At 62.2% G+C, this 12488-nt stretch carries 13 protein-coding genes; all 13 read right to left on the bottom strand.

Features of this window, described 5'->3' with window-relative positions:
- Positions 1-1619 (bottom strand): phage tail-collar fiber domain-containing protein (locus T370_RS23395; RefSeq protein WP_029434679.1); only part of this gene is annotated, 1619 nt, incomplete at its 3' end.
- Between the two features lie 2 nt (positions 1620-1621).
- Positions 1622-2296, bottom strand: a complete 675-nt coding sequence (locus T370_RS0102825) for a hypothetical protein (protein WP_029434678.1) — start codon at positions 2294-2296, stop codon at positions 1622-1624.
- Entirely contained in the window at positions 2293-3486 is a 1194-nt protein-coding gene (locus T370_RS0102820; RefSeq protein WP_029434677.1) for a baseplate J/gp47 family protein, read from the bottom strand. The genes T370_RS0102825 and T370_RS0102820 overlap by 4 nt, the downstream gene beginning before the upstream one ends.
- Positions 3437-3907, bottom strand: a complete 471-nt coding sequence (locus T370_RS0102815) for a GPW/gp25 family protein (RefSeq protein WP_029434676.1) — start codon at positions 3905-3907, stop codon at positions 3437-3439. The genes T370_RS0102820 and T370_RS0102815 overlap by 50 nt, the downstream gene beginning before the upstream one ends.
- A 110-nt stretch (positions 3908-4017) precedes the next feature.
- Positions 4018-4719 carry a baseplate assembly protein gene (locus tag T370_RS0102810; protein ID WP_029434675.1) on the bottom strand — a complete coding sequence of 234 codons (702 nt, stop codon included), beginning with the start codon at positions 4717-4719 and terminating at the stop codon, positions 4018-4020.
- Complete coding sequence (locus T370_RS0102805) at positions 4716-5510, bottom strand: hypothetical protein (RefSeq protein WP_029434674.1); 795 nt, start codon at positions 5508-5510, stop codon at positions 4716-4718. The genes T370_RS0102810 and T370_RS0102805 overlap by 4 nt, the downstream gene beginning before the upstream one ends.
- Positions 5507-6121: a hypothetical protein gene (locus T370_RS0102800; protein ID WP_248604190.1), complete on the bottom strand. Its 615-nt coding sequence runs from the start codon at positions 6119-6121 to the stop codon at positions 5507-5509. The genes T370_RS0102805 and T370_RS0102800 overlap by 4 nt, the downstream gene beginning before the upstream one ends.
- Positions 6118-9123, bottom strand: coding sequence for a phage tail tape measure protein (locus T370_RS22560; protein WP_051643717.1), 3006 nt, complete (start codon positions 9121-9123; stop codon positions 6118-6120). Before T370_RS22560 ends, T370_RS0102800 begins: the two co-directional genes overlap by 4 nt.
- A 169-nt stretch (positions 9124-9292) precedes the next feature.
- Positions 9293-9628: a DUF6848 family protein gene (locus tag T370_RS0102785; RefSeq protein WP_029434671.1), complete on the bottom strand. Its 336-nt coding sequence runs from the start codon at positions 9626-9628 to the stop codon at positions 9293-9295.
- Positions 9629-9772: 144 nt separating this feature from the next.
- Positions 9773-10240 carry a hypothetical protein gene (locus T370_RS0102780; protein ID WP_029434670.1) on the bottom strand — a complete coding sequence of 156 codons (468 nt, stop codon included), beginning with the start codon at positions 10238-10240 and terminating at the stop codon, positions 9773-9775.
- The gene (locus tag T370_RS0102775) at positions 10240-10476 is read right to left on the bottom strand and encodes a hypothetical protein (protein ID WP_029434669.1); all 237 of its coding nucleotides are present in this window, start codon (positions 10474-10476) and stop codon (positions 10240-10242) included. Before T370_RS0102775 ends, T370_RS0102780 begins: the two co-directional genes overlap by 1 nt.
- Positions 10476-12176: a DUF2586 domain-containing protein gene (locus T370_RS0102770; RefSeq protein WP_029434668.1), complete on the bottom strand. Its 1701-nt coding sequence runs from the start codon at positions 12174-12176 to the stop codon at positions 10476-10478. Before T370_RS0102770 ends, T370_RS0102775 begins: the two co-directional genes overlap by 1 nt.
- Entirely contained in the window at positions 12177-12488 is a 312-nt protein-coding gene (locus T370_RS22555; RefSeq protein WP_051643716.1) for a hypothetical protein, read from the bottom strand.

The raw sequence follows: 12488 nt of genomic DNA, 5'->3' as shown, positions 1-12488 counted from the left end.
GCACTCCCGGCGGTATCTGCGTATCCGGCGGTATCGGCTTTCGCATGTATTACACGGCCATCCATATATGCCTCCCCCGTGTCCGGGGAAAAACGAAATGAATGCCCTTGCTTGCCACGCGCCCCAGAGAGCACGATTACCCTTCTTCCGCCGTCAACAACCTGTTTTATTTGTATGTCGTTGATTTGGAGAGGGCTATCCGCCACAAGTTCTCTCGTGCCGTCTTCATAAGTCACAGCAGCAATGGACGTGATATGTCCACTGCTATTTTTTGAATAGAATTGCGTGTATTTAGCGTTATCCGATGCGCGCTGTATGACATCGAACCCGCCCATGATCACACTGTTTTTGTCGCCAAGAAACAGGCCGCGCTCAGTATTGGTAGAGGGTGCAGCCCCGATCGCATTTTCAAGATCATTGATCTGGATGCTGCCCGTCATGACGCCGCCGCCAGTTGAGAGTGCGGGCTTGTACTCCCCACCTCCTGTCAGGAAGCTTTCATGCTGCCCGGCATCGGCAGCCGGTACAAGGCCGCTTGTCCCGGCGGTCGATGCCGTCGCGCCCTCGTACTCAGGCACGGAAAGAATACATAGACCACCCGTACCATCGGGAAGGGCTTTAGAACGTGACACCCTGACGCCGTCCCCAATGTAGTTTGTCTGAACGAGTTGTTGCCACGGCTGCCATGTGCCGTCGCTTATGCGTCGGCGCGACCATTCAGGCCCCGCCGTACCCATACGCGAGTAGATTTTCTGAACCGCCGCATTGGGGTTTGTAGCATCGCCGAACACACGAAGGACATAATATCCGTCCATCCCATTCATCGGCACATTGGTACAGTTTCCGGAGTAAACAATGTATGTGCCGGATGAGATAATATCGTTCAGATCGGTCCCTGCAGGAAGCTTGGTGCGATAGTCACCAATCTGCCCCCGCGCACTCGCCAGATCCCCGAGATCCCCACCAATCGCCACATCTTTCACGGTGATCGCGCCGTCCGCAGCGGCCTGCGTGGTCTTCCCGTCGAGCTTCGCGGAGAGTGTAACGTCACTGGACAGCGGGCCGCCCCCGGAGAGGCCCGTACCGGCAATGATCTCGACGCTTTTGCGGGCCAACATCCCGTGCGCATTCAGATCGGCATCGTGCGCAGCAATTTCGCTTTCAACGTACTGTTGGGAGGCCAGAGCCTGACTGGCGATCTTGATCTCGACGAAAGAGGCATTGGCCGAAGGAAGATGAAACCTTTCCAAAAACTCGGCGGCCTGTCCCGTGGAGATCAGCGGCTTGTGCATCTCGTCATGCGGGCCGACGGCGACGAGCTCGCCGTCTTCGTCGAAAATCCCCCATTCCCGAATCCAGAATCCGCCGACATTGTTTGGAATAACAACATCAACGAGCAAATCGGTGGGGTCATCCGGGTTCGCCATGACGGCATTGGCAAGCCCGCGCCAGACTTCGTGGACAAGCCCGGTCTGTGATGCACTGACCAGAGGGATAGTGCCGTTGCCGTCGCCGACGGCGACGTGCGTGAGAGCCTTGCGGGTACCACCCGCCCGGAATGCCGTTTCCTTATCCAGACCTTTTTGCGTCCAGATCCCTTGCAATGATGTTTCCGCCATAACTACGCTATCCTATGTTCTATGGTGACGATCTGCTGGAGGGCCGCTCCAAACGCCAGCGGTGCTGGCTGTGGTGGAAGCGATTCCTTTTCCTTCACGAAATGATCAACGATAACCGTTGACTGTGCGCTTGCGCCAAAGCTCATGGGAGCTTGCTGCTCAACGCCGAACTGCACCCATCTCAGCTTCGAGCGGCCCGGCTTGTACTGGTCAGCCAGCGCGAAGACGCACTCCACGTCATCAGCAGCAAAGTCCGCCGGAGGCTTGAGCAGGCGAATCTCGAAATGTGCGTATAAATCCGGATTCTGGTCACGGCAGTTGACGATCCTGCATGACCCAAAGCCGTATTCCCGTAAAATCTGCGGCATGCCGAAAGTCTTCGGGCCGAGCCGGTGCCACGCGAAGGCCCGCTCGACGCGCAGCCGGAACTGCCGGTCGGAGTCGAAGCGCGTCCGCTCAACGCCCCGCGAGTCCCCATACAGCGGGATCAGGGCCTCGTCGGCTTTCGGCGGAAGGAACTGCGCCTGCAACCAGCGCATATCCTTCGCCGTATCGTCCGCGTAGCGGCAGATGCCGTGCGTCAGTGCCGCGAGAGCACCGACCTGCGTGATGAACGGCAGGGCCAGCCTGTCCCGACAATAGCGCCAGAAGGGTGATTTATCGGTATAAAAGCTCATCGCTCGCTCACCCACTTCGCCGTCACGGCCACCGACTTGAGCACGGCCAGACCGTCCGCTGCCACGGTCACGTCTCCGGAGGCCAGCGAACCGCCCCAGACGATGCGCTTCACGCCGGTCAGCGTGATGATGCCCGCCGCCAGCCGGTCGCGGATGACGTCATGTCCGATGCCGAAAGGCACGTGCCCGCCGGTCTGGGAAGCGTCCCTGGAGAACATCGCTCTGACAAAGCCCTCCGCCGAGAGCTTCAGGGCAGCCTCGTCGCCGGAGTACAGCTCAAGCTCAAGCTGCACCGCGACTTCCACGGGCGTCGGACCTTTCACCAACAGATCGTGATTGATCACGATCTCGGTGTTGACGGCTTCTTCCACGGCACTCAGCAGATTTTCCGTTGGAATGCCCGCCGAGCCGCGCACGATGACGTCGATAGTGCCCTCGCCGCGTGGATGCTGGTCGGCCACGGCGGCTTCGATGCAGCCTTTTACCGACAGCGCGGCGGACTGATAGGCGGCGGACGTCACACCGGCGCGACTGAGCCACGCGTACATGTACCTGATGCGCAGCTGCTCGTCCGACTCGTCCGAAGCCGCTTCATCCGTCAGCCAGTCAGCCGTATTGCCGACCCGATCGATGCCGGACACGGGCGTCACCAGCTCGCAGATCTGTCCGGCCCCGGCGTTCGTTTCGGCACCGTACGCTTCGGACTCCACGAGCACGTCGGCGTATACCTCCCCGGCCTGCACCACAGCGTCGGCAAGCGTCACGTAGCGGTAGACCTCGCCTTTGCCGTCCGGAAGCGTGCGGACGATACGGCCCGACGGAATCGGAATATTCTGACTCTCCGGCGTCTGCTCCGAGCGATAGAAGCGCACACATCCCTTGGCCTTCGTCGCGGCCTTACGCTGGATGCCCACCTGATCGCAGTGCAGATCAAGCCAGTCGCCGCCGGAGAGCAACGGGACGGCCTGCGTCAGCAACGCCTCAAGCAACTGGTAGAGCTGGAAAAACATCCATGCGACCAGCTCAAGCAGGCCACGGATCACGCCCTTGTTCAGGTTCATCCGGGCGGGAAGCCAGCCCTTTGCCTGATACTCGTCCTGCACTTCTTCAACCCGGGCGAAGAGCCCGGAGCGGACTTCATCAAGCGTCTTGGATACGCGAGGCAAGGAGAGCTTCCGAAATGTGGACATCTTGGATTACCGCCGTCTGTGTTGATTTATCGATCTGCAGCACCAGATTGAGAGGATGGTCCTCACCGATGAACGTCCAGCGCACCCAGGCCGTCAGCCGCCGCTCGTCCCAGAGCAGCACGGAGCAGGACACGGAGCCGAGCGCCACCCGGGGATCGGCTTCGACCCGCATCACGACTTCGGAGCAGAACGCGGCGCGGGTCGCCTCCGTGCTTTCCTCAAGTATCCAGTCGTGGACAAGCGAGCCGAACTCATCATCATAAAAAAGCGTGCCGAGCCGGGTGAAAAGGCGCAGCCTGATGTCCTGCAGCCCGGTTTCCACGCCATCCGTCAGGATCAGCTCTCCGGACGCGGCGATCTTTGCCTGTCCGGCAGCGTCAAGGGCGATATCCTGCCCCCAAAGGTCTGGTGAAGTGCTCATGGGCGTACACTACCCCGCGCGCCGGAGGCTTTCCGGAATCCTCGCACGCTGTGCAAACAAAAAAACGACGCCCGGAGACGCCGTTTTTTTCACTCAAGATGAGAATGGGATCAGATGCCGCCCCCGCTCCGGCTCCCGGCGTGGCTATTACCGGAGACGGAGGAGTCCCCATTGACGGTAAGACCGCCGTTGACCGTCAGCGGGCCGTTGATGGTAATACTGCCGTTCGTGGTACGATGGGCGTTTTCCGTAGTCTGCCCCGTGCCGCCGTCGCTTCCCGTGCAGGTTTCATTGCCCTTTTTGACGATCTGCGGCGCATCAAGCGTCAGCGTACCCGCCGCCGTGATGGAAGCGTCGCCTCCTACCCGTACTTCCCAGTTCGCCGGGGAGAGCGTGATCACGTTGTGGCTCTTATCTATATGGATGGATGTCCCCGGCTCCTGCTGAACGATCAGCTCGGTCAGCCCGCAACTCGGAGCGCCGTTCCCTTGCCAGCGGAAGTTGCTGATGCGCGGATAGTTCGGGTCGCCGTCATAGTAGGAAAGATCGCACAGCGTGCCCGCCTGCGGCGGACAGACGACGCCCCGGTTCGGCCCACCCCAGAGGACGGGAATTTCCACGTGCGGGATGACCGGCTCATTCGGGTCCGGCTGCTCGTCGTTCCGGAGCGGCTGCACGTCGGCGAAGTACTGCCCGTCGCTGGCATAGGCGGTCACGACCTTGGCCTTGCGGGTTACGCGGTAGTACGAGCGCAGATCCGGGCGGCACAGCTCCACGGCCCGCTTGATCATCTTCAGAGGATTGTCGCTCATGCCCACCCCTCGTCGCTGCCGTAGCGGATCGTCGTGGTGTCATGCTCGCCGAGACTGTGTATGACCTCCTGCGCGCGGACAAGCTCGGAGAACTGGCGGCGCGAGTCCCGGATGCGCACGATACGGCTGTGCGTCAGGCCGGGGATCACCGTGGCCACCACTTCAGACATGCCGGATGGATTCGGGCTATGCGAGATCAGGTTCTCCGCACTCTCAATGACCGGGATGTCTCCCGGCTCGTCGCCGTCGGACCAGTACAGCCCAGACTCGCCAAGCCACACGGCGTGCTTCGACATGTCGTGCCCGAAACTCGCATCCAGCGTCGACGCGAGCTGCTTGATGGCCATCGCCACGCTCACCCCGGAAAAGACGATATGCGGGAGGACTTCCGACGGGATGGCGATGTCGGCCACTGGCAGCCCCGTGGAAGCAAGAAGCCTGCGGGCGACGACATCGGCGGGCTCTCCATACATGGCTTCAGTGACTTTGGTATCGAGCAACGCCTGCTCCCTCCCCACGGCGACAACGCGCACCGCATCCTCCCCGGCCATTTGGAAGTCGCTGACCGTACCGCTCCAGTCGTGCCATGTGCCGCCCTCGCCACGGTGGCCGAACCGGATGCGCACAGGCTGCTTCTTGGCCAGCACGGCCTGCACCGAGCCGTCGGTATCCGGGACGTCCAGCTCGCAGCGCGAGACGATGGCCCGGCGGCGCAGCGCGAGCACGATGCGCGGTGAGCGCAGCACTTCCAGCCCCCCAACGGTGCAACGGATGTTGAAGCCTTCGATCATGCCTGCTTCCCCGCCACATCGATGATAAGACTGTCTGCTTCCGGGGAGTTCTTTTTGGCCTTTTCCGCAGCCTGCTCCTTCAGCTCCTTCGGCGTGGGCGTCTTGGCCTGCGCCTTCTCGATCTTGGTGACCGGCGGGTTGTGCTCGACGAAGCCCAGCGTCACCCGGATTTCGTCGTCGCCGTTGCTTTCAGCCGACTGAAGCTTGGAAAAGACCACCTGACGCACGCCCCGGGCCAGAAGATGGCGGTTGGTGACCGTGTACACCTGCGGATTGGCCTTCTTGTCGATTTTGCGGAAAAGACCGGAGACCTGCTCAAGCTTTTCGTAGCACTGAGACTCGCTGTCGGTCAGCAGTAGCATGGAAGCCATGACATCCGCGTCGTCAAAGCCCTTCGGCGTCTTCTTCTTGCCTGACGCCCCGTCTTTTTTCTGCTCGTCGAAGCGCACCTTGCCGTCGACGCGCAGCTCCGTCAGGATGCCGGGGAGCTCCGTGTCCCCGAGTTTGATCAGGCCATCTTCAAAGACGATCAACTTGACCTGCTTCTCGTCTTTTTGTGCCGCGTCTTCGGTCGCGGAGCCGGAAGTCGTCTGCACTTTTTCGCTCATCATGCTTCTCCGTACTGCGCCATGTCGCCCATCAGCGCGGACGCGAAGTCTTCTGACTTTTCGACATTGGGCAGGTTGAGGTTGCTGATGGTGATGGTGGTTGTCTTGTTTCCACCGGAGCCTGGCCATTCCGCCCGACGCCGTCCATAGGGGGGCTCGGCGACACCGACGTCAGGCTCGGCGATCTTCATGTCGGACATAGTGAGCTGCGGGGTCGGCGCGAGCGGCTGGACGACGCCCTGCGGCACGGCATTGGTGTTGATTTCCGGTACGGGGCTTCCGCCGCCGAACAGGCCGCTCCACCAGCCGCTGATCGCATTGCCTACGGAACCCAAGGCCCCGGACACGGACTCATAGAGCGACTTCGCACCGGCCATGACACCCTCAGCGATGGTGGACATGAGCCGAGAGCCGGAGAGCGTCAGAGTGGACAGCGGGCCCTCCTTGGCGTCGGAAAACGGCAGCAGATTGCGCACGGCCTGCAGCGCGTCGGCGACCGCGTTGAACGGAGCCATCGCCATGCTCTTGATGCCGTCCACAAAAGTCATGAGGAGCTTGGCTCCGGACTCGAAGAGATTGATGCCGTCAAAAAACGTCATCACCTCGCCCCACGCGGCTCGGATGCCGTCCCCGACGCCGAAAAGGTCGCCGAGAGCGGCAAACCCCTCTCCGAGACCGGCGACAATACTCCGGAGCGCGTCAGCCGCACCGGTCATGTCGCCTGTAAACAGCGATACGACCAGCCGGACGCCGTTGACCAGCATGTCGATCCCGTTGACGGCCGCCTGTATCGCCGTTGTCAGGACATACAGGGACGCTGCGACCACATTGCCCACGAGATTTCCAAAGTTCTCCCACGCGCTTGTGCCCGTTGCGACCTCACTGCCGAAGAGCTTTGCAAACAGCGGGGCAACCGCCGACCAAAGCTGCGAAAAGGCGGCTCCGACGCTTTCCCCTGCCTTGATCAGTGAGGAGAACAAGCTCTTGATGCGTTCCCAGACCCTGCCGAAGGCCGCAGCCAGCGTATCAAAGCCTGCGGAAAGCGCGTTCCAAAGTCCGGTGTAATACTCGCGCAGGCCGTCGCCGTAGCCCCGTATCACGGCAAGGCCCATGCCGAACGCTCCGGAAAGGTTGGCGCCGAGCTCTCCGGCAAGCCCGCTGGCGGCATCGACGCACCAGCGCAGGCCGTCGGTCAAAAGCGCGATACCCTTGGCGACAAACGTCAATGCGCCCCCTGCGATGTCGCCCAGCGTTTTCCCGAGCGCCCGCCAGCCGCCGGTAGCCTTGCCGACTTCGTCTCCATCCATGCCGCCGAACAGATCGCCGATGGCGTCCATCAGGTCAACGACGGCGATCTTTACAGGCACAAGGATCACGTCGACTTGATGCATGGCTGCGGAGATACCGTCCGCCATCCCCGCAAAAAACACCCGGATGCGGTTGACGATGCGCGATACCGTGGTCACCAGCCCGACCAGCCCCGCCGCCTTGATCTTGGTCGCCAGCTCGCCCCGGATTTCTCCGGAGCCATCCTTGAGGCTCTGGAAAACGGCGATGACACCCTGCACGACCAGCTTGGTGTTTGCCCACCAGCGGTCAAGCGTGTCGGCTATGCCGCCGAAGTTGCTCCGGTAGGCCAGATACAGGGCCCCGACCACGGCGATGAGCGCCCAGAACGGCGCGCCGAGCCCAAGGACAGCGGCCTTCAGCGGGAGCAGCGCTTTGCCTATCATCGGCCCCACGGCGGAGAAGAACCACATGGCGGCGGAGAGCGCCGTCAGGCTCACGAGCAGCGTGGAAACGCCGCCGATGACCGCGACCAGCCACTGCCCGAACGGAGTTTCCACCACCATCCGCACGGCATCCGCCAGATAGCCGAGGAAATTCGCCCCTGCGCTGATGGCGGGCAGGAAAATCGTGCCGATGGAGATGGCGAGGTTGGTCAGCTTGTTCGAGAGCAGCTGCAGCGCGTTCGCCGTCGTCTTGGACCGCGTTTCGTACTCGGCCTGCATCGACCCGGCGTACTGGCTGGCGTCCCCGACAAGCCCGAAGGCTTGCGAGAGGTTCCCCATATTCTGCAAAAGCGGAGCAATCGCGCCCAGCGACTCCTGCCCGAACATCTCAGTCAAGAGCGAGGTTTGCAGCTCCTTCGGCTTGTCGGCAATGGCCTGCAACACCTTGAAAATCGTGCCCTGCGCGTCGTTTTGCATGTCTTTCGCTATCTGCGTGGCCGAAAAGCCGAGCGACTGGAACGCAGCGGCCTGATCCTTGCTCATGGCGCTGCCTTTGACCAGCGTCGTCGTGAAGTTCTTCAGGGCCGTTGCCGCAACCTCCGGCCCGGCTCCGGAGGACAGGAAGGCCGCACCGAGAGCGGCGACCTGCGTCTCGGCAAGCCCGGCGGTCATAGCCACCGCACCAACACGCTGGACGACTTCGCCCAAATTGGGCGCGGTGGCATTCATATTGTTCGACAGATGGTTGACGGCATCGGCGAGTGCGTAAACCTGCGGAAGCGTCAGGTTCATGCCCGCCCGCCAGTCCGCCATCATCTTCCCGGCCTGATCGCCGGTAAGGTCAAAGGCCACGCCCATCTTGGCGGCCTGCTCGGCGAACTCCGTCAGATCCTGCTTTGCAACGCCGGACTGGGCGGCGGCAGCGACGATGGCGGCGATGCCGTCGGCGGCCATCGGGATGCGCCCGGCCATATCCATGATCGTGCCCGACATGGCCTTCAGCTCGGCGTCCGTCTCGAAGTTGACCACCTTGGCGACGTCCGCCATCGAGGACTCGAAGGCCATCGCTTTTGCCGAAGCCATGCCGAGCGCGCCCATGACCAATCCCGCCGCCAGCGCGACCGGAGCCATCGCCAGCGCGAGGTTGCCCATGCGTGCGCCAAGGCCCGACGTATCGAGGCCGAGGGACTTCATCGCCCCCTGCACCCTGCCGAGCGGATTTGAAATCAGGTCGACCAGCGAGAGCGTTGCAAAAACAGAAAAGACTTCCATCACTTCACCGCCTTACTGCCATGAACGGCGCGGGCGAGGTTTTTGAAAAGACGCTCCTCAAGCCATTTGGCTCTGGCGAGCTGGAGAATCCACTCCTCCAGCTCGTCCGCCGGTCGCTCGTGAAGCAGAAACTGGATAAGCGCGTCCCCCTCGTCAAAGGGGGATAAGGCTACTTTCCCAGCTCGTTGCTGATGCCCACGCCTTTGAGGATTGCCCCGGAAAGCGTGGTGGCAAGGCCGGGATAGTCTTCCATCGCCTGTGCCAGCGCGGTCTTGTCGTCGGGATGTACGGTATCGAGGAGGAGGTTGCGCGAGGCGTTCGCGGCGTTCTTCGCCGCCGTATCCTGCAGTCGCTTGATCTGTACCTTGTTCGGCTTGGCGAAGCGGAACGCGCATTTCACTTCGGATTCTTCATCGCCCTCGCCCCACGGGTCCTCGAACGTATGGGAAAATGCGACGTACTTGCGGGCTTCGGGAGTGGATATGGGTGTTTCGGGAGCGGACATACTGCGCCTCCTGTGGCGGTTAATGTTTCAGATGCGCCACAATACCTCCGCCGGGAGGAGTTTTCCGGAAACCTCGCACGCTGTGCAAACAAAAACGACGCTTTCCGGAAAACGTCGTTTTGTGCAGTCAAGTTGAGAATATGGCTACAGCTTCAACCCGCTGGTGGCCTTCTTGGCTGGCGTCCCGTTCCAGATGATCGGGGAAAGGATGGTGAATTCGCAAGTAACCGCCGAAACGTTGGAATCGCCTTGTGAGCCGCCACCGCCGTCGAACTTTGTGATTTTGCAATCCGGGAGCGTGTCCGTGATGCTTCCCATCTCGTCGTTGGCGTAATTCACCACGATGGGGAAGGGTTTGTGGTCATAAATGCCCCCGCCGCCGGACGCCGCCAGCTCCTTTTTCAGCGGTTCCCACTCGTCGCGGTCGAGTACGAAAGAGCCGCTGGCCTCATAGTTCGTGCGACCGTAGCCGCGAGGGATTGCGCCTTTGCCGTAGCGGGCCTCAGCGCCTTGCCCGTCCGTGTATTTGATCTCGGTGATGCCGATCGCCACCCCGGAAGGAAGGGCCACGGAAATGTCCTCCCAGTCATATTGCCGTCCGTTGATAGCCATTATTCCTCCGTCCAGCCCTGCGACTCGGCGTACATCATGCCCTGAGCCGTGAGCTTGTAATGTTTGCGGTACCGCTCGAGGTGACCGAGCTCCACGCCGCAGGAAAGCACGGCGGCGAGCTGCCCGGTTGCCGCGAAAGGCTCCAAATCCTTGGGGCTGTAGTACGTATTAGGATGCTCGACGCGCATCTCATACAAAAAGCGGTATACCGCCTCGCGGGAATGCGTGATGTTCATTATCCCTCCAGCCGGGTATCGCCCCGTGTGCCCGCGTAGGCATAGGAGGCGTAGAGCTTGATCTCGCGGATGATGCCGATGCCGATGAGCCGAGCTTCGACCGCCACGCCATTATTCACATAGTCCTGTCCGGAGGGAATCGTAATCTTGTATCCCGCCAGCTCCTTGGGCATGGCGGCGACCATCGTGTCGAGCGCTCCGGCGATGTTGGCCTTGAGGTACCCGAGCCCGGTAGCCGAGTCCGGCAGCACGGGGTCCAGATCATCGTACATGGACTTCAGAGCCGCGATGCGCATCTTGCGGATAGCCTTGAAGACGATACGCAGAACTTCTTCGTAGCGGAAGTCGCTGGTGGCGTCGGCCATCGTCCGTGAGTCGCCCCAGTATGCGCCGGACAACCCCGCGTACTTCTTCGCGGTGAGATAGCCCGCATCCTCCAGCGTAGGCTGCACGGTCTCCCATCCGTCGGGAAGCGTGCCCTGGCTGATGTTGCCGTCGCGCACGCGCCCGGTGGCCCGCTGCACGGGGATGGAGACGACGCGTCCGGCCTGTAAGCCGCCCCAGTTACGCAGCTTTGACAGTCCCGTGGTGTCCACGACTTCCCCGAACTGGCAGCACACCTGCACGAAACGGGAGGCGAAATCCTGTTTTTCCGCAAGCAGATACGCCGCGAAGTCATTCAGGTCTTCATCGTCGCGGGGCAAGCGCGTCTCGCACTTGAAGTAGGTGGGCCGGTGCAGGTTCCACAGCTCGTCGGCCTTGACCGACAGCGCCGACCAGTCCACGGAGTCGGAGGGGGCCGCGATGTAGACGAACTCCACATCATACACGGACAGAGGCGATTCCAGCGCCGCCATGACGTCCACGATGCTCGCCTCCGGAGGAAGCAGCCGGCAGGAGTAGATCGTGCCGCCGACATAGTCGCCGGCGGGGAAGGCAATCGTCACGCCGAGGTCGGTGGCCACCGTCCCGTCGACCGGGATGGTCCTCACCTTTCCATAGGTGTCGCCGCCATCAACGGAAAGCTGGTACGTGGCCGCATTGCGGCCACCGCTCTTCACGATCCGGATGGACAGCTCGGCTCCGGCCTGCACGCTGCCCGAGACGGTGACGAGCGGGCTGGACGCATCGCCGACGCGCTCCACCGGCCCCACCGCGCAGCGCACGAGGAAACGGATGCGCTGCCCTTCTTCCAACGCGGCGTTCTCGGGGAGCAGGAGCGTGGCCCCGGTCGCTTCGGCGGACTTCCCGACGGGCAGCTGCGCGGCAGCCGTCTCCGGAGAGCCGAAGGTCGTCCCGCCGTCCGTAGACACCTTGACCGTCGCCGTGCCGACCTGTCCGGCGGCGACCACTTCAACCACGATATCGGCGTTTTTCTGCGGCACGCCGGAGACGGATGCGGCTGGGTATACGCCGTTCCCTCCGCTCCAGACCGGAGCGGAAATATAACCGCCCTGCTGCCCCCGCACGGGGACCGCGACCACCACAGCCTCCTGCCCGGCGGTGGCCAGCACGTCGCGGAGCTTGTCCACCAGCGGCCCGACCCCGAGCAGCCCGGACAGATCGGAACGGGAACCCACAAGGTACGCCTTGCCGACTTGCCCTTTCGAACACACCCCGGCGACCATCGCCTTACCGTCGACCCCGCCGGGCGCGAGCCCGCTGGTGCCGTCGACCAAGTATTCGAGTACGTCTCCCATCTACAGCCTCCCGCCGCCGAGCGGACGTCCGGACAACAGCCGCAGCGCCGCCGTGAATTCCCCGTCAGAGACTTGTTTGTCGGACTCCCAGTCCATGAACCGCATCAACGCTCCGACCTGCCACGTCGGGGTACGGTGGCGCTGCGCGAGCTCGTCCAACGCCAGCAGCCCATTCTCGTCTTGGGTGACAAGCTGCTCGGGGGACGCGTCCGGTACGGCCTTGGGCTCCACAGCCGCTTCGGGAGCGGCCTGCGCTTCGGACTTTCCGGTATCCTGCGCCGTCTCTTCAATCTTTTCCTTTTTCGTAGCCAT

The organism is Bilophila wadsworthia ATCC 49260 (genome assembly GCF_000701705.1).
Classification (GTDB): Bacteria; Desulfobacterota; Desulfovibrionia; order Desulfovibrionales; family Desulfovibrionaceae; genus Bilophila; species Bilophila wadsworthia.
The sequence above is the reverse complement of the archived record's forward strand: the minus strand, read 5'-3'. Positions and strand labels throughout refer to the sequence as shown.